Annotated in this window: 16 protein-coding genes; 6 read left to right on the top strand and 10 right to left on the bottom strand. The window is 69.8% G+C overall.

All coding sequences use genetic code 11. The annotated features are described in order from the left end of the window. Positions 1–1,379 (top strand): helix-turn-helix domain-containing protein (locus tag ACFWGZ_RS28630; RefSeq protein ID WP_382454681.1); only part of this gene is annotated, 1,379 nt, incomplete at its 5' end. Here ACFWGZ_RS28630 and ACFWGZ_RS28625 read toward each other — a convergent pair. From ACFWGZ_RS28625 to ACFWGZ_RS28605, 5 genes are all read right to left on the bottom strand, one after another. Then, positions 1,359–2,819, bottom strand: coding sequence for an APC family permease (locus ACFWGZ_RS28625; protein ID WP_382454680.1), 1,461 nt, complete (start codon positions 2,817–2,819; stop codon positions 1,359–1,361). The two genes, ACFWGZ_RS28630 and ACFWGZ_RS28625, sit on opposite strands and share 21 nt — an antisense overlap. Next, positions 2,816–4,291: a GMC family oxidoreductase gene (locus ACFWGZ_RS28620; protein WP_382454679.1), complete on the bottom strand. Its 1,476-nt coding sequence runs from the start codon at positions 4,289–4,291 to the stop codon at positions 2,816–2,818. The genes ACFWGZ_RS28625 and ACFWGZ_RS28620 overlap by 4 nt, the downstream gene beginning before the upstream one ends. Next, the gene (locus ACFWGZ_RS28615) at positions 4,288–5,745 is read right to left on the bottom strand and encodes an aldehyde dehydrogenase family protein (protein ID WP_382454678.1); all 1,458 of its coding nucleotides are present in this window, start codon (positions 5,743–5,745) and stop codon (positions 4,288–4,290) included. The genes ACFWGZ_RS28620 and ACFWGZ_RS28615 overlap by 4 nt, the downstream gene beginning before the upstream one ends. A gap of 64 nt (positions 5,746–5,809) precedes the next feature. Further along, entirely contained in the window at positions 5,810–6,925 is a 1,116-nt protein-coding gene (locus ACFWGZ_RS28610; RefSeq protein WP_382454677.1) for an NAD(P)/FAD-dependent oxidoreductase, read from the bottom strand. Beyond that, positions 6,922–7,242, bottom strand: a complete 321-nt coding sequence (locus tag ACFWGZ_RS28605; protein ID WP_382454676.1) for a bifunctional 3-phenylpropionate/cinnamic acid dioxygenase ferredoxin subunit — start codon at positions 7,240–7,242, stop codon at positions 6,922–6,924. Before ACFWGZ_RS28605 ends, ACFWGZ_RS28610 begins: the two co-directional genes overlap by 4 nt. 120 nt (positions 7,243–7,362) lie before the next feature. Between ACFWGZ_RS28605 and ACFWGZ_RS28600 the strand changes: the two genes are divergently transcribed. Then, a complete protein-coding gene (locus ACFWGZ_RS28600) occupies positions 7,363–8,133 on the top strand; it encodes an IclR family transcriptional regulator (protein ID WP_382454675.1) in 771 nt (256 codons plus the stop codon). A gap of 33 nt (positions 8,134–8,166) precedes the next feature. Here ACFWGZ_RS28600 and ACFWGZ_RS28595 read toward each other — a convergent pair whose 3' ends face one another. Continuing rightward, positions 8,167–8,499: an MmcQ/YjbR family DNA-binding protein gene (locus tag ACFWGZ_RS28595; RefSeq protein WP_382454674.1), complete on the bottom strand. Its 333-nt coding sequence runs from the start codon at positions 8,497–8,499 to the stop codon at positions 8,167–8,169. A 155-nt stretch (positions 8,500–8,654) separates the two neighbouring features. Here ACFWGZ_RS28595 and ACFWGZ_RS28590 point away from each other — a divergent pair, with 155 nt between their 5' ends. From ACFWGZ_RS28590 to ACFWGZ_RS28575, 4 genes are read left to right on the top strand one after another with little or no spacing between them, the layout of a single operon-like run. Further along, positions 8,655–11,021 (top strand): FAD-dependent oxidoreductase, encoded by a 2,367-nt coding sequence (locus ACFWGZ_RS28590; RefSeq protein WP_382454673.1) that lies wholly within the window; start codon positions 8,655–8,657, stop codon positions 11,019–11,021. 1 nt (position 11,022) lies between these two features. Next, positions 11,023–12,132 (top strand): N-methyl-L-tryptophan oxidase, encoded by a 1,110-nt coding sequence (gene solA / locus ACFWGZ_RS28585; protein WP_382454672.1) that lies wholly within the window; start codon positions 11,023–11,025, stop codon positions 12,130–12,132. Continuing rightward, positions 12,129–13,241 (top strand): aromatic ring-hydroxylating dioxygenase subunit alpha, encoded by a 1,113-nt coding sequence (locus ACFWGZ_RS28580; protein WP_382454671.1) that lies wholly within the window; start codon positions 12,129–12,131, stop codon positions 13,239–13,241. The genes solA and ACFWGZ_RS28580 overlap by 4 nt, the downstream gene beginning before the upstream one ends. A 43-nt stretch (positions 13,242–13,284) precedes the next feature. Further along, on the top strand, positions 13,285–13,551 hold the full coding sequence (locus ACFWGZ_RS28575) for a hypothetical protein (protein ID WP_382454682.1): 267 nt from the start codon (positions 13,285–13,287) through the stop codon (positions 13,549–13,551). A 3-nt stretch (positions 13,552–13,554) separates the two neighbouring features. On the opposite strand, the gene secA2 is transcribed toward ACFWGZ_RS28575, so the two are convergent. The 4 genes from secA2 to ACFWGZ_RS28555 all read right to left on the bottom strand — a co-directional run. Continuing rightward, positions 13,555–15,840: an accessory Sec system translocase SecA2 gene (gene secA2 / locus ACFWGZ_RS28570; RefSeq protein WP_382454670.1), complete on the bottom strand. Its 2,286-nt coding sequence runs from the start codon at positions 15,838–15,840 to the stop codon at positions 13,555–13,557. Between the two features lie 102 nt (positions 15,841–15,942). After that, complete coding sequence (locus tag ACFWGZ_RS28565; protein ID WP_382454669.1) at positions 15,943–16,773, bottom strand: oxidoreductase; 831 nt, start codon at positions 16,771–16,773, stop codon at positions 15,943–15,945. 75 nt (positions 16,774–16,848) lie between these two features. Further along, positions 16,849–17,241, bottom strand: coding sequence for a PIN domain-containing protein (locus tag ACFWGZ_RS28560; protein ID WP_382454668.1), 393 nt, complete (start codon positions 17,239–17,241; stop codon positions 16,849–16,851). Continuing rightward, the coding region (locus tag ACFWGZ_RS28555) for a hypothetical protein (protein WP_382454667.1) at positions 17,238–17,591 on the bottom strand (354 nt) is incomplete at its 5' end. The genes ACFWGZ_RS28560 and ACFWGZ_RS28555, both read right to left, overlap by 4 nt.

The raw sequence follows: 17,591 nt of genomic DNA, 5'->3' as shown, positions 1-17,591 counted from the left end.
GGGTGACGGACGGGTCGTTCTCGCCGTTGTTCCAGAAGGTCCGGCTCGGCCTCGGCGAGGGCCTGGGCGGGCTGGTCGCGCAGACCGCGCGCCCGTACGCGAGCTCCGACTACTTCGCCGACGCCCGCTTCCACCACACCCGGCCGATCGACTCGGCGGTGCGCGACGAGGGCCTCACCGCGATCCTGGGCGTGCCGCTGAAGCTCGACTCGAAGGTCATCGGCGTGCTCTACGCGGCCGACCGGACCCCGCGCGAGTTCCCGCCCGAGGAGGTCGCGCTGCTGCAGTCGCTGGCCGACCACGCGGCCATCGCGATCGACACGGCATCGTTGTTCGCGACCATCCAGTCGCACAACGAGGCCATGAAACGGGCCGAGGAAGCGCACGACCGGCTCACGGACCTGGTGCTGCGCGGCGGGTCGTCCGCGGAGGTGGCCGCGGCGGTGGGGGAGCTGCTCGGCGGCCCGGTCGAGGTGCTGGAGACCGTGCCCCCGCAGGCCGTGCGGGCCAGCGGCCGCGCGGTGCTGGTGGGGGAGGTGTGGGTGTGCGCGGTGCTCGCGGGGTCCGAGCTGCTGGGAGGGATCACGCTGTCGGGCCGCCCCGACCTCTCCGACGCCGACCTGCGGGTGTTCGAGCGGTCGGCGGCGGTGACGGCGTTGCTGTTGCTGCTGCGGCGGACCGTGGCCGAGGCGGAGAACAAGGTGCGCGGCGAGCTGATCACCGACGTCCTCGACGGCCGCGATGCCACCGGCCTGCTGGCGCGGGCCCGCCGGGTGGGCGTGGAGCTGGGCGAGCCGCACGTCGTGCTGGTGGCGGACGGCAACCTGTCCGGTGCCACGCACTACGCGTCGGTCCACAGAGGACTGGCCGGGGCGCGCGGCCGTGACGTGGTGCTGGCGCTGCCGTCGGTGTCCACCGGCGTGATGCGGGACGTGGCCAAGGCCCTGGACGCGACGGTGGGCGCGTGCGGCCCGGTCGCGGGACCGGTGGCGATCGCGGCGGCCTTCGAGGAGGCGCGGCGGTGCCTGAAGGCGTTGAAGCAGCTGGGCCGGGAGAAGGACGCCGCGACGCTCGGCGACCTGGGGTTCGTGGGCGTCCTGCTGGGGGACCGCGCCGACGTCCCGGGCTACGTGCGGTCGGTGCTGGGGCCGGTGCTCGACTACGACACCGAACGCGGCACGGAACTGGTGCACACGCTGGAGGTCTACTTCCGCTGCGGCGCGAACCTCAGCCGTGCCAAGGCGGAGCTGCACCTGCACGTCAACACGGTCACGCAACGGCTCGACCGGGTCGCGTCGTTGCTCGGCGCCGACTGGCAGGCGCCGGACCGCGTGCTGGAGGTGCAGCTCGCCCTGCGCCTACTTCGCCTGCAGGGATGAGACGGCGTCGCCGGCCGCCGCGTCGGAGTGGCCGAACGGCTTGGCGATCAGCATGTAGACCAGGCCGATGCCGACCACGAGCGCGCCGCTGAGGATCACGACGTAGTTGTCGTACCAGGGCGCGTCCGGGGTGCGCGGCCACACCATGTTCACCATCGCCGCGACGCCGTAGGCGAGTGCCAGCACGTTGACGACCATGCCCCAGCGGCCGAGCGTGAACTCGCCCGACGGCGTCCAGCCCTTGATCCGTGCCCGCAGCGCCGCGAACACCACCAGCTGGAAGCCCAGGTAGATGCCGAGCGTCGCGAACGACACGATCTTGTCCAGCGCGTTGGTCGACAGCATCGACGCCACCACGATGACCGCCGGGACCACGCCGGCCAGCGCCAGCGAGTACGGCGGGATGTGCCGCTTCGGGTTGAACTTCGCGAGCGCCCTGTGCCCGAACAGCATCTTGTCGCGGGCGTAGGAGTAGGTCAGCCGGGACGCCGCCGCCTGCAGCGACATCGTGCAGGACAGGAACGAGATCAGCACGACCCCGATCACGATCTTGTACCCGACCGGCCCGAACGCGGTCGTCAGGACGTTCGTGACGGGGTCGGCGTCCTCGCCGGAGATGACCCTGCCGAAGTCCGGCACGGCGAGCAGCAGCGACAGGCACGCGAACGTGGCCGCCGCGCCGCCGATGTAGATGGTGCGGCGCATGGCCTTCGGGATGACGCGGCCGGGATCCTCGACCTCTTCCGCGGTGTCCCCGCACGCCTCGAAGCCGTAGTACTGGTAGAGGCCGATGATGCCCGCCGCGAAGAACGCCGGCAGGTAGCTGCCGGAGCCCTCCGCGCCGAAGCTGTCGAAGAGCACGCCCAAGCCGTGCAGCCGGTTGTCGACGAGCAGCCAGATGCCGACGACGAGCGCACCGATGATCTCCGCGGCGAACCCGAAGATCGCGGCCCAGCTCAGCACCTTCGTGCCCGCGTAGTTGATCAGCGTGGAGACCACGATGATCGCGACCGCGCACAGCACCGTGTTGCCGACGGTGGCCGTGTAGCCCAGGAGCGTGGCCAGGTAGGGGCCCGCGCCGTAGCTGACGGACGCGATCGTGACCAGCAGGGCGATCAGGTAGACCCAGCCGGTCGTCCACGCCCAGCGCTTGCCCCACAGGCGGCGCGCCCACGGGTAGACGCCGCCCGCCACCGGGTACTGCGCGACCAGTTCGCCGAAGACCAGCGCGACCAGGAACTGGCCGATGCCCGCGACGACGAAGCTCCAGATCATCGGCGGGCCGCCCAGGGCGAGGGCGGTGCCGAACAGCGTGTACGTGCTGACCACGGGGGAGAGGTAGGTGAACCCCAGCGAGAAGTTCGCCCACGGGCTCATGTCCCGCTTGAACTCCGAGGTGTACCCGAGGTCCTTCAGCCTGTCCTCGGCCGACAGGCTCACCTGCCGGCCTTGATCAGGTCGGCGGCGCGTTCACCGATCATGAGGACCGTGACCATCGGGTTCACCGTCGGCATCGTCGGGAACACGGACGCGTCGACGACCCGCAGGCCCTGCAACCCGATGACCTTGAGGTCACCGTCCACGACGGACCCGATCGCGCACGTGCCCGCCGGGTGGTAGACGGTGTGGGCGGCCCGCCGGCCGTACTCGGACAGCGCCGCGTCGCTCGTGACGTCCAGTCCGGGCGCGACCTCCCGCTTGAGCCAGGACTTCAGCGGCTCCTGCGCGGCGATCTCGCGCGCGATCCGGAACCCGTCGACGAGGGTCTTCTCGTCGTAGCCGTCCGGGTGGGTGAAGTACCCGAAGTCCAGGGCCGGCTTCTCGTTCGGGTCGCTGGACTTCAGCCACATGCGGCCCTTGCTGTGCGGCCGCGGGATGTTCGGCGTCATGCACACCCCGTGCTCCACCGCCGGGTAGCCGAGGCGTTCCGTGTTGGTGGTGAACGGGATCTGGTAGAAGTGGAACATCAGGTCCGGCCTCGGGTCGGACTCGTCGCGCCGGATGAACAGGCCCGCGTCGGAGTCCATCACCGAGTTCTCCGGCAGCGGCCCCGTGGTCTCCCAGACGATGACCGACTCGGGGTGGTCGAGCAGGTTCTCGCCGACACCGGGCAGGTCGTGCTTCGGCTCGACGCCGATGTCGCGCAGGTGCTTCGAGTCGCCGACGCCCGACAGCATCATCAGCCGCGGGGTGTCGATGGCGCCCGCGCAGAGCAGGACTTCCCTGTTGGCCTCGACGTAGCCCTTGTCGGTGTGCACGCCGATCGCCTCGGTGCCGTCGAACTCGATCTTGCTCGCCCAGGTGTGCAGCAGCAGCGTCAGGTTCCGGCGGCTGCCGAGGATCTCGTGCAGGTAGGCGGTCGACGCCGACGAGCGCTGGTTGCCCTTCTCGGGGTGGTAGGCGATGGAGAAGAACCCGGCGCCGTCCGCGAAGGGCTTCGCGTTGAAGTCCTCGACCTCCCCGACGCCGGTGGCCTGCCGCGCCGCCGCCACGAAGTCCTTCGCGATCGGGTTCCTGTCCTTCTCCGCCACCGGGATGATGTTGAGCTGGACCTTGTCGTAGTACGGGCCGATCGCGTCCCACGTCCAGCCGTGGCCCCAGTCGTCGAAGTCCTGCGGCAGGGGGGTGAAGCAGATCAGCGTGTTGTGGCTGGAACACCCGCCGAGCACCTTCGCGCGGCTGTGCCGGATGTGGGAGTTGCCGCGGGGCTGCTCGACGGTCGGGTAGTCGTAGTCGTACTCGGTCTCGAGCAGGTTGATCCAGTTGCGCAGGTTCAGGATCTTCTCGTCGCCGACGTCGGACGGGCCGCCCTCGACGACCGCGACCGTGACGGACGGGTCCTCGGTCAGCCGCGCGGCGAGGACGCATCCCGCTGTGCCGCCACCGACGATGACGTAGTCGTAAGCGGTCACTTCGAGTCCCTTCGCGCGAACCAGCCCTGGGCCCGCGGCTCGAGGTTCTGGTACACGTGCTTCGGTTCGGTGTACTCGTGCAGGCCCGCGGTGCCGAGCTCGCGGCCGACGCCGGAGCGCTTGAAGCCGCCCCACTCGGCCTGCGGCAGGTACGGGCCGAACTCGTTGACCCAGACCGTGCCGTGCCGCAGCTTCTTCGCGACGCGCTGCGCCTTGTCGAGGTCCTGGCTCCAGACGCCGCCGGCGAGGCCGTAGTCGGTGTCGTTGCCCAGCGCGACGGCCTCCTCCTCGGTCTCGAAGCGCTCGGCGGTGATGATCGGGCCGAACGTCTCGTCCTGGACGAGCCGCATGTCGCGGCGGCAGTCCGCGTAGACGGTGGGGCGGAAGAAGAAACCGTTCCGCAGCTCGGCTTCCTCCGGCCGGCGGCCACCGGCCAGGAGCGTCGCGCCCTCCTGCTCCGCGAGCTCGACGTAGCTCTCGACCTTGGCGCGGTGCTCCTCGCTGACCAGCGGGCCCGACTCGGTGTCCTCGTCGAGACCATTGCCCAGCTTGATCTTGTCGGCCCGGCGCGCGACCTCCGCGACGAAGTCGTCGTGGATGCTCGAATGCACGAGGAGCCGCGTGCCCGACGAACACACCTGGCCCGCGTGGAAGAACGCGGCCGTGAGCGCGTAGTCGACGGCGACGTCGAGGTCGGCGTCCGCGAAGACGATGTTCGGGTTCTTGCCGCCCAGTTCGAGCGCGACCTTCTTCACGGTCTTGGCCGCCGCCGCCATGATCCGCTGCCCGGTCGCCAGGCTGCCGGTGAACGAGACCAGGTCGACGTCCGGGTGCTCGCTCAGCGGCGCTCCGACCTCGGGGCCCGTGCCGAGCACCAGGTTCGCGACGCCGTCGGGCAGGCCGGCCTCGTGCAGCAGCTCGAAGAGCTTGATGGTCGTGAGCGGCGTGATCTCGCTGGGCTTCGCGACGAGCGTGTTGCCCGCGAGCAGCGCCGGCGCGACCTTCCAGGACATCTGCAGCAGCGGGTAGTTCCACGGCGCGATCAGGCCGCAGACGCCGACGGGCTCGTAGTCGATCCGGCTGAGGACGTCCGCGGGAGCGCCCTGCACGATCTTCGGGTGCAGCAGCCCGGCGAGGTTGCCGTAGTAGCGGAACACGGCGACGACGTCGTCCACGTCGATGCGGCTCTCCACCAGCGTCTTGCCGGTGTCGAGCGTCTCGGTGCGGGCGATGTCCTCCTTGTCGCGCTCCAGCAGGTCCGCGACGCGGTTCAGCACGGCGGCGCGGTGCTCGGGGGCGGAGTGCTGCCAGTCGCCGTGGTCGAAGGCGGTTCTGGCCTTGCCGATGGCGGTGATCGCCTGGTCGCGGGTTTCGTCCTCGACCTCGGTGAGAACACTGCGGTCGTAGGGGTTGATGATCTGCCGCACCGGCGACACGGGCGCCTCCCTGTTCATCCGTCCACGAAGGACATCGGGGTGTAGCCGGTCGCCGGTGGGTTTCAAACCGTGACGACCGTCTCTACCTCAGGTTTCTGCGCAGCCGCGTGAACAGCCGCGCGTTGCTCATGGCGACGATGCCTACGACGTCCTCGCTCTGGTCGTCGTCGCGGTACGTCGCCACGAACTTCCTGTCTTCGATAGACCCGTCTTCGACGCGAACGTCACGCGTCGCCCGGCCGATGAACTGGATTCGCACGCCGTACTGGTCGGACCAGACGTAGCCGCCGTTGGTGTGCGTCGCGACAGTTGCCCCCGCAAGCAAGTTGCGAGTCGCAACGTGCGCCTGTTCGGTCGCGGACGTCCAGTGCTCGGCGCGCACTCCCGCGCAGTTCGCCACGTCGCCTACGGCCACGATGTTCTTCGCCGCCGTCACGCCACCCGCGTCGCACACGACGCCGTTGTCGACCCGGACCGGTCCGCCGGCGAGCCAGTCCGTCGCCGGCCGCACCCCGATGCCCGCGACGACGACGTCGGCGTCGACCCTGCGCCCGTCCGCGAGGTTGATTCCGTGGTTGATTCCACCGTCGACGTTGATCGAGTCAACATTGACGCCTGTGATCAACGTTGATCCGTGGTCGCCGTGCAGTTGTCCCACCGCGGCCCCCATCTCGGCACCGAGCACCCGCATGAGCGGTGCCGGCAGCGCCTCGACGACGGTGACGTCCTTGCCCAGCGACCGCGCGCTCGACGCGATCTCCGCTCCGATGAACCCGGCGCCGATCACGCCGACGCTCTGCGCCCCGGCGAACGCGTCGCGGAGCTTGATCGCGTCGTCGAGCGTCCGCAGCACGTGCGCGCCGGGAATCGTGCGGGGGATGCCGCCGGTCGCGATGACGACGCCGTCGGCCGCCACCGTCGTGCCGTCGCTGAGCGCGACCTCCTGGGTGGAGAGCAGTCCGCTCGCCTGCACGCCGAGCCGCCACTCGGCGTCGAGCGCGTCGAGGTCGTCCTGATCCGCCAGCGGTACCGCCTCGACCTTGCCGAGCAAGAAGTCCTTCGAGAGAGGAGGCCGGTCATAGGGCAGATGGACCTCGTCGCCGATGACGACGAGCCGTCCGTCGAACCCCTGCTGGCGCAGTGCCTGCGCCGACCTCAAACCGGCGAGTGATGCACCGATGATCGCGATCGTCCTCACGCCACGTCCTTGTTCACCTCGACATCGACATAGACCACTCCATCCTCCACGCGGACGGGGTAGGTCCTCACCGATCTCTTGGCGGGCAGGCACGTGGGCTCGCCCGTGCGCAGGTCGAAGCTCGCCGCGTGCAGCGGGCATTCGACGAAACAGCCCTCGAGCCAGCCCTCGCTGAGCGAGGCGTCCTGGTGCGTGCAGGTGTCGTCGATCGCGTAGAAGACACCATCGGCGTTGAAAACCGCTATAGGTGCGTGCGGGCCGATGATGCGAACCGCCTCACCAGGGGGCAGCTCCTCGAGAGCGCAGGCGCGGATCATCGTCGGCCTCCGTTGCGTGACACGGCACACGTTCCGAATGACGCAACACAATGTGAGCCTCACGCGACGCGCCGTCAAGAGGTCGACCGGCTTGTTTTACCTGCCGGATACTGTTGCGCGATGAGCAACTCCGACTCGGCAGCTCAGGTGCAGTCCGTGGACAGGGCCATCAGCGTGCTCGAACTCCTGGCCCAGGGCGAGGCCGGCATCACCGAGATCGCCGGGGAGCTGGGCGTGCACAAGTCCACGGTCTCGAGACTCGTCTCCGTGCTGGAGTCGCGCGGCCTGGTCGAACAGCTCGGCGAGCGGGGCAAGTACGCCATCGGCTTCGGCGTCGTCCGCCTGGCGGGCGCCGCCACCGGCCGCATGGACCTGACGAAGCTGGGCCAGCCCGTCTGCCAGGCGCTGGCCGACTCCTTCGGCGAGACCGTCAACATCGCGGTGCACGACGCCGGCGTCGCCATCAACATCACGCAGGCCCGCGGGTCGGCGGCCGTGTCCGCGGTCAACTGGATCGGGCAGCGCACGCCCCTGCACGCCACCTCGTCCGGCAAGGTGCTGCTCGCCCACCTGGCCGTCGACGAACGCAAGCGGCTCGCGTCCCTGCCGCTCGACTCCTACACCGCCCGCACCGTCGTGGACCCCGGGCAGCTGCTGGCCGAGCTGGAGGTGGTCGCCGGTCAGGGGTTCGCGGCCTGTTTCGAGGAACTGGAGCTGGGGTTGCACGCCGTCGCCGTGCCGGTGCGGGGGCACCGCGGGGAAGTGGTGGCGGCGATGAGCGCTTCCGGGCCGTCCTACCGGTTGTCCCGGGAACGGGTGGGGGAGATCGTTCCGGCCATGGTGGCGGCTGCCGGGGAGTTGTCGGCTCAGCTGGGGTACTTCGCCGGGTGAGCTCGGCGGGGCCGTCGGTGCTCCGCGCGTGGTTCAGGTGCGGTCCCGCAGCCGTGCCGGTGCCCTGGTCCGCCATGCCTCCTCGACCAGTTCGGCCAGGTGACCGGCGTCCACCCGGGCCAGGTCGACCAGGATCGACGCGTGGCCGTCGTAGTGCGGCGTCGTGAAGAACGCCGCGTCGCCGGAGGCCAGCAGCGCGGACTTCTCGGCCGGGTCGCAGAGCAGCATCAGGCCGCCCTCGGCTTCGGTGCGCAGCCGCGCGAAGCCCTTGCCGGCCACCTTCAGCGCCGGTGTCCGGTACCAGGTGGACACCTCCACCTCCGGTAGCCGCTCGGCCAGTTCGACCACGTCGTTCCAGGTGGGCATGAGGGACATCCTGGACGTCTCGCGGGCTGTTCGCCTTGTACGAACGGAACCTGCGCCCGAACGGCAGTATTGACAGCCCGGTCGCCCTGGCCGCACTTTGTTGCTGATGGCGGAACAGGTTTCGTTCCGCGCAACGATGGCGAAGGGGTGTCCTGATGCCTGGTGAAGTGCCTCGCGTGGTGCTCGTGGGGGCGGGGATCGTCGGGTGCGCGCTCGCCGACGAGCTCACCGAACGAGGGTTCACCGACGTCACGGTTCTCGACCAGGCCGACGGGGTCGCCGCGGGCGGGTCCAGCGGGCATGCGCCCGGGCTCGTCTTCCAGACCAACTCGTGCCGCAGCATGACCCGGTTCGCCCGCTACACCGTCGAGAAGTACACCGCGCTCGGCTGCTTCGACCAGGTCGGCGGCCTCGAGATCGCCACGAGCGAGGCGCGGCTCGCCGACCTGAGCCGCAGGCACGGCTGGGCCACGTCGTGGGGCGTGGAGAGCCGGCTGGTCGACGCGGACGAGGTGGCGCGGCTGCACCCGTTGCTCGACAAGGGGCAGGTGCTCGGCGGGTTCCTGATTCCGGGTGACGGGCTCGCGAAGCCCGTGCAGGCCGCGCAGGTGCAGGCGCGGCGCGCCACCGAGCGCGGGGCCCGGTTCCTGTTCGGGCAGAAAGTCGTTGCGGTCGAGACCTCGAACGACCGGGTCACCGGAGTGCGCACCGAGACGGGCACGTTCCCGGCCGACGTCGTCGTGTCGTGCGCCGGGATGTGGGGGCCGGTGCTGGGGGAGATGGTCGGGCTGAGCATCCCGCTGGTGCCGATGGCGCACCAGTACGCGTTCACCGGAGAACTCCCCGTCGACGCGGAAGCGCTTGCGCGGCAACCGATCCTGCGGCACCAGGACGCCGACCTGTACTTCCGCGCGCACGGCAGGGCCGTCGGCATCGGCGCGTACGGGCACAAGCCCATGCCGATCCGGGCGCACGACATCACCGGCTCGGAGCTGCCGTTCACCGAGGAGGACTTCGCGCCGTCGTGGGAGGCGGCCGTGGACCTCGTCCCGGCGCTGGCCGAGGCCGGGGTCGACCGCGGGTTCAACGGGCTCTTCTCCTTCACCAGCGACGGGATGCCACTGCTCGGGGAACACCCGCACCTGCGCGGGTTCTGGGTGGCCGAGGCGGTGTGGATCACGCACTCCGCCGGTGTCGCGCGGTCGATGGCCGAGTGGATCGTCGACGGGCAGCCGGAACTGGACCTGCACTCGAGCGACCTCGGCCGGTTCGAGCAGGTGCAGCTGGCGCCCGACTACGTGCTCGAACGCAGCTGCCGGAACTTCGTCGAGGTCTACGACCTGCTGCACCCGCTGCAGCCCATGGAGAGCCCGCGGCCGATCCGCACGAGTCCGTTCCACGAACGCCAGAAGGACCTCGGGGCGTTCTTCCTGGAGGCCTCCGGCTGGGAGCGGCCGCACTGGTACGAGGCCAACGCCGGCCTGCCCGAGGTCGCGGAGGTGCCGGAGCGCAACGAGTGGGCGAGCCGGTACTGGTCGCCGATCTGCGGGGCCGAGGCGCTCGTGACGCGCCGGCGCGTGGCGATGTTCGACATGACCCCGTTGAAGCGGCTGGAGGTCAGCGGTGCGGGCGCGCTGGAGTTCCTGCAGCGCATGACGACCAACAACGTCGGCCGCAAGCCCGGCGCCGTGGTCTACACGCTGCTGCTCGACGAGCAGGGCGGGGTGCGCAGCGACCTCACGGTCGCGCGGCTCGACCGGACGACGTTCCAGGTGGGCGCCAACGGAAACCTCGACCTCGAGTGGCTCCTGCGACACGCGCCGGACGACGTCCACGTCCGGGACATCACGCCCGGCACGTGCTGCATCGGGTTGTGGGGGCCGAAGGCGCGCGACCTGCTCGACGACGTCTCGCACACGCTCGACACGCACAAGGGCTACTTCACCGCGCAACGGGCGTTCGTCAAGAACGTCCCGGTGACCGCGCTGCGACTGTCCTACGTGGGCGAACTCGGCTGGGAGCTCTACACCACCGCCGACCTCGGCCCGAAGCTCTGGGACACCCTGTGGGAGGCGGGGCAGCGGCACGGCGTCATCGCGGCCGGGCGCGGGGCCTTCAACAGCCTGCGGCTGGAGAAGGGCTACCGGTCGTGGGGCACCGACGTGACGACGGAGCACGACCCGTTCGAGGCAGGGCTCGGGTTCGCGGTCCGCATGGACAAGGACTTCGTCGGCAAGGGGTCGCTGCACAACCTCACCTCCACCAAGAAGCTCACCTGCCTCACCATCGACGACCCGCACAGCGTCGTGATGGGCAGCGAACCCGTGTACCACCAGGGAGAACCGGTCGGCTACGTCACGAGCGCCGCCTACGGGTACACGACGGGGCTCAACATCGCCTACGCCTGGCTGCCCAGCGAGATCGACGACGAGGTGGAGATCGAGTACTTCGGCGCCAGGGTCAGGGCGCGGCCGGCGCGGGAGCCGTTGTTCGACCCCGAGATGAAGCGGCTCAGGAGCTGACATGGCCTACGACGTCATCGTCATCGGACTCGGCGGCATGGGCAGCGCCGCCGCGTACCGGCTCGCCCAGCGCGGCAAGCGGGTGCTGGGACTGGAGAAGTTCACGCCGGTGCACACGCGGGGGTCGAGCCACGGCGGGTCGCGCATCACGCGGCAGGCCTACTTCGAGGACCCCGCCTACGTGCCGCTGCTGCTCAGGGCCCACGAGATGTGGGACCAGACCGAGCGCGACAGCGGCGAGCGGATCTTCCACCGGGTCGGCGGTCTCGTCGTCGGGCCGCCGGACTCGGGAGCCGTCGCGGGCAGCCGGGCGAGCGCCGAGCAGTACGGCCTGGAACACGAGGTCCTGGACGCGCTCGAGACCCGCAGGCGCTTCCCCACCCTGCACCCCGCGCTGACGGAGGTCGCGCTGCACGAGGAGGGCGCGGGGTACGTCGTGCCGGAGGCGGCGGTGCGGGCCCACCTCGGCCTCGCCCGCCGGGCGGGCGCCGAGCTGCACTTCGAGGAGCCGGTGACGCACTGGGAACAGGGCCGCGTCACCACCGCCCTCGCCACCTACGAGACCGAGCACGTCGTCGTCTGCCCGGGACCGTGGGCGCCGGAACTGGTGCGGGACCTCGGCATCCCGTTCGAGGTCGAACGAGGCGTTCAGCACTACTTCACGCCGAAGACCGGCGGCTTCGACGACCACCCCGTCTACATCTGGGACCCCGCCGAGGGTCACGGCTTCTACGGCTTCCCCCGCATCGACGGCGCCGTGAAGGTCGCGTTCCACCACGGCGGCGAGATCTGCACGGCGGACACCGTCGACCGCGAGGTGCACGACCACGAGGTCGACGCCATGAGGGCCGCCACCGCACGCCTCATGCCCGGCATCGCCGGCGCGCACCAGCGCGGCGCGACCTGCCTCTACACCAACACCGCCGACCGGCACTTCGTCATCGCGCCCCACCCTGCGCACGATGGCGTGACCGTGGCGTGCGGGTTCTCCGGGCACGGCTTCAAGTTCGTGCCCGTGGTCGGCGAGATCCTCGCCGACCTCGCGATCGACGGGGCCACGCGGCACCCGATCGGCCTTTTCGACCCTGCTCGCTTGAGAGGCGGAGCATGACCGGCAGCCTGATCTCCACCCTTGAGGGCCGCTACTACACCGACCCCGCGATCTTCGCGCAGGAACAGGCGGAGATCTTCGAGAAGATGTGGTTCTGCGCGGTCCGCTCGAGCGACCTCGCGAAGCCCGGTGACTTCCGCACCGTGCAGATCGGACGCGAGAGCGTGCTCGTCGCCCGCGACCGCACCGGAGCACTCAACGCGTTCCTCAACGTGTGCCGCCACCGCGGCGCGCGCATCTGCGCCGACGAGGCCGGCAGCGTCAAACGGGCGTTCCAGTGCCCTTACCACGCCTGGACCTACGCGCTGGACGGAAAACTGATTGCCGCACCCAATCTCACCTCAATGCCAGACGTCGATCGCGTTGAGTACGGGCTGAAAAAGGTGCACTCGCGCGAATGGCTCGGCTACGTGTGGGTGAACCTGGACGACAGTCCTCCGAGCTTTGAGGACGACGTGCTGAGCGCCGTCACCGAACGGCTCGGCTCGCTCGAGGCCATCGACGGGTACGAGATCGACGAGTTGTCCGTGGGCAGGCGGATCGTCTACGACGTCCGGGCCAACTGGAAGCTGATCATCGAGAACTTCATGGAGTGCTACCACTGCGCGACGATCCACCCCGAGCTCACCGAGGTGCTGCCGGAGTTCGCCGACGGCTACGCGGCCCAGTACTACGTCGGTCACGGGGCCGAGTTCGGTGACGAGATCAGGGGTTTCACCGTCGACGGCGGCGAGGGCTTCGAGAAGTTGTCCGCCCTGGACGAGGAACGCGACAGGAAGTACTACGCCATCACGGTCAAGCCGCAGGTCTTCATCAACCTCGTGCCCGACCACGTGATCCTGCACCGCATGTACCCGCTCGCCGCGGACCGGACGGTCGTCGAGTGCGATTGGCTCTACGCCAAGGAAGTGGTCGACACCGGTCGTGACGTCTCTCGCTCGGTCGAGCTGTTCCACCGGGTGAACGAACAGGACTTCGAAGCCTGCGAGCGATGTCAGCCCGCGATGTCCTCGCGCGCTTACGCGCAGGGCGGAGTGCTGGTGCCCTCCGAGCACCACATCGGCGGATTCCACGCGTGGCTGGTGCACAAACTGGAATCAGCCGACTAGGGGATCGACGCAAGACCGGTGCACGCGAAAGCTGGCACGGGTGATGGAGCAGACGGACTGCTTGCTCCCGGACGGGGAGCACGATCTCCTCCGCCGCATCCGGCAGCTGGCCGAGCGGGCGGAACGGACGGCGCACAACAGGTCCAACCTCGTGGGACCGCCGCCGTCGCAGGAACACCTGGAAATCCTCGCGGAGATCAGAGCTCTCTCCGAGGAGATGACGACCAGCACGGCCACCGACGAGAGACGGGCCGAGGCGTTGCCCCGGCCCGCCAGACCGGCGGACGACTTCGTCCCCGGGCCGGTGTAGCGGTCAGCGGCGCTGGCCGCGGACCATCTTCACGAGACCCTTCATCGACTCCTCGAGCCCGGAGCCGAACGGGTTGTCGTGCACCAGGTACGTCCACGTCGAGCTGGGGCGCTTCACCCCGGCGCCGGCGAGGTCGTAGCCCTCGTCGGTGATCTCGGCCGCCTCGTACTTCTCCTTCGTGAGCTCCCACGACTCCGGCACGATCTTGTTGAACGCCGGGATCGCCTCGCGGTGGAACTCGTCCAGCGGGTTCTGCCGGGCCAGTGCGCGCAGGTGGATGCCCTCGCGCAGGTCCGACAGGAACGTCAGGTGGTGCGTCCACAGGTCGTCGAGGAAGAACAGCGTGATCTTGCGGGCGGCGTCGGCGGCCACCTCGTCGGACACGCCCTCCTTCTCGCCGACCTTCTCGAACGCCGCGTCGGTGCGCATCACGACGTCGCGGTGCTTGAGCAGGATCTCGCGCTGGTGCTCGATCAGCTTGTTGTAGCGCCAGGTGTTGCGGTGGATCTCCAGGTTCACGCCCTCGGCGACGCGCTGCGCGTGCTCGAACGTGTGCAGCAGGCCCTTGTCGCGCACGCGGCCGTCGTCGTCCACTTCGGACGGGTCCTCGGCGTCCGGCGCGTACTGCGTGACGAGGTCGTCGTGCATGGAGGAGAAGAACACCGAGCCGCCGGGGTCGCCCTGGCGGCCCGCACGGCCGCGCAGCTGGTCGTCCAGGCGCGACGACGAGTGGCGTCCCGTGCCGATCACGTACAGGCCGCCCAGCTCGGCGATCCGGTCGTGGTCCTCGCCCTCGTGGCCGCCGAGGCGGATGTCCGTGCCGCGACCGGCCATCTGCGTGGAGACCGTGACGCGCTGGTACGAGCCGGCGTCGGCGATGATCGACGCTTCCTCCGCGTCGTTCTTCGCGTTGAGCACCACGCACTCGATGCCCGCGTCGCGCAGCTTCGACGAGATCCGCTCGGACTCGGCCACGTCGAGCGTGCCGACGAGGATCGGCCGCCCGGTCTCGTGGACGGTCTTGATCTCCTCGACGATCGCGTCTTCCTTCTGCTCCAGCGTCGCGTAGAGGCGGAAGTGCTCGTCGGAGCGGATGTTCTCCTTGTTCGGCGGGATCACGAGCACCTCGAGCTCGTAGAACTCGCGCAGGGTCTCCGCGACGGCGACCGCGGTACCGGTCATGCCGCAGCGCGTCGGGTAGCGCGACAGCAGCGCCTGCACCGTCATCGAGTCGAGGATCTCGCCCGACTCGGTCGTCTGGACGTTCTCCTTGGCCTCGACCGCGGCCTGCAGGCCGTCCGGCCACCGCTGCAGCTTCGCGACGCGGCCGCGGGTGTCGTTGATCAGGTGCACCTTGCCGTCGCGGACGATGTAGTCGACGTCGCGGTGCAGCAGCACCTGGGCGTGCAGGGCGACGTTGACCTTCGACAGCGTCGAGGTGACGTGCTCCTGCGAGTACAGGTCGATCTCGCCGAGCGCGCGCTCGACGGCCTCGGAGCCCGCGCCCGTGAGGAAGACGTTGCGCTCCTCGTCGTCGATCTCGTAGTGCAGGTTCTGCCGCAGCCGCTTCACCAGGTCTGCGATGACGGGGTCGGCGGCCTCCGCGCTGGTCGAACCGGCGAGCACGAGCGGCACGCGGGCCTCGTCGACGAGCACCGAGTCGGCCTCGTCGATCAGGGCCACCTCCGGCTCCGGGACGATGAGGTCGTCGGGGCTCGTGACGATCCGGTCGCGCAGCACGTCGAAGCCGATCTCGCTGACCGGCGCGTACGTGACCTCGCAGCGGTAGGCCTCGCGGCGCTCCTCGGGCTTCGAGCTGCCGTTGATCCAGCCCACCGTGACCCCGAGCAGCCGGTACAGCGGGCCCATCCAGTCCGCGTCGCGCTGGGCGAGGTAGTCGTTGACGCTGACCACGTGGACGCGCTTGCCCTTGATCGCGAACCCGGCCGCGGCCATGGCACCCGCGAGCGTCTTGCCCTCACCGGTCGCCATCTCGACGACGAGCCCGCTGAGCATGCCCAGCGCGCCCAGGACCTGCACGTCGAACGGGCGCTGCCCGATGGCGCGCTCGGCGGCCTCCCGCGTCAGCGCCACGAGCTCGGTGTCCGTGCTCTCGTCGCGCAGCTTCTTCGCGTGCTCGGTCAGCTCCTCGTCGCTGAACGCCTTGAACGCGTCAGCGTGTTTCTCCACGTCCTTGAGCAGAGCCTGGAACGGTGCGAGGTCAACCGACGCCGGTTTCTGCGCGAACCGGCGCATCCGCTGCTTGAAGCGCGCCATGAGAGTGGTCACGACGCAGCAACGTACGGCATCGCCACGGGGTTCCGCAGAGGTCTTGACTGTGAAGGATCGTTTTGTCCGGATTTGCCACCGGTTCGGGGACGTTTGCGCAGTTCAGCGGTCGAGGTCGGTCTCCCGCGACACCTTCTCCCACAGCTCGACCCCCACCCGCACCTCGTCCAGGTGGGCGATGATCCCGTCGACCGCGTCCCCGCCCAGCGGCAGCCGCAACGGCGTCTCCGCGGCCTCCAGCGCCGTGAGGATCGCGGCGGCGGCCTTGGCGGGGTCACCGGGCTGCTGCCCGTCCCGCACGTCGATGAACCGCCGCGTCTTGCCGGACGACTCGGCGTAGACCTCGGTGCGCCGCGACTCGGTGTACCCGCGCAGCAGGTTCGTGCGGAACGAGCCGGGTTCGACGATCAGCACCCTGATCCCGAACTCCTTGACCTCGTCGTCCAGGGCCTCCGACAGCCCCTCCAGCGCGAACTTGGTGGCGCTGAACGCCGAGAACCCGGCGAACGACAACTGCCCGCCCAGGCTGCTCATCTGCACGATGGCGCCCTCGCCGCGTGCGCGCATGTGCGGCAGCACGGCCCGGATGAGCGCGGCCGGCCCGAACACGTGCACCTCGAACAGGTCGCGCAGCTCCGCGTCGGTGGTCTCCTCCACGGCGCCCACGTGCGTGCGGCCCGCGTTGTTGACGAGAACGTCGATCCGGCCTTCTTCGGCGACGACATTGGCGACGGTGGTGCGGATGGCCTCGTGGTCGGTCACGTCCAGCCGGACGGGGACGACCTGGCGGGGGTGAGCCCGCACCAGGTCGTCCAGCGCCTCCGGCCGGCGTGCGGTGGCCACGACCCGGTCACCGGCACCGGCCGCCGCCTCGGCGAGGGCACGGCCCAGACCGCTGCCGGCACCGGTGATCAGCCAAACCTTGTCGGACACGCCGTCATCTCCTCGGTTGGTCCCGCCCCGCAGTCTGACGGAGGGTTACCGGAACCGCCCGGGGAAGAAACGTGGTCAAACGACCACGAGCGGAACTCGCACGCCGATGGCGTCGGAGAGCTTGCCGAGATCGCCGGGATCCGAGGTCAGGACCGCGCAGTTCTGGCTCACCGCCGCGATGACGACCGCGGCGTCCGCCACATCCGCTGTGCCGGCGATGGCGAGCAGCCTGCCCACGGCCTCCGCCACGTCGTCGGTGAACGGAAGCGTTCTGCACATCCTCCTGAGCATCGACACGGGAGCTTGCCGCGCGGTGCCACGCCACACCTGTGCCAGCACCACGGCCGGCAGCAACGCCGGCACACCGGCGTCAAGGGCATCACGGCACGCGCCGTACACGCGACCTCTCGGACTGCCCTGCACGTGGATCAACGCCCCGGCGTCCAGCACGAGGCCGCGGGTGCTCATCCTGCTCGCCGTTCGTCCGGAAGTCCGAGAAGTCGTGACAGGGCAGCGACTCGTGCCGCCGCGTCCTCCGGCGACTCCGGTGCGCCGACGCCTGCTGCCGCGAGCTCGGCGCGGATGTCGCTCAGTTCTCCGGGGTCGGGATCGCCGAACTGCGCCGCGTAGTCCTGTGCGGCGGCCCGGGCCTCGGCGAGATCGGCAGCGGCCTCGGCTGCCTCGGCGAGCCACGCCGACAGCGGAATGCCTGCTCGCTCCGCTGCGCGCCGGGCGCGAGCGGCAACGATGTCCGGCAAGGACACGCTCAACTTCTCCACCGCCATGAACTTGATGCTAACCGGCTTGGTGCTACCGCG

The sequence above is a fragment of the Lentzea sp. NPDC060358 genome (assembly GCF_042725365.1).
Taxonomy (GTDB): Bacteria; Actinomycetota; Actinomycetes; order Mycobacteriales; family Pseudonocardiaceae; genus Lentzea.
Note: the sequence above shows the minus strand (reverse complement) of the source record. Positions and strands in the feature narration are given on the sequence as shown.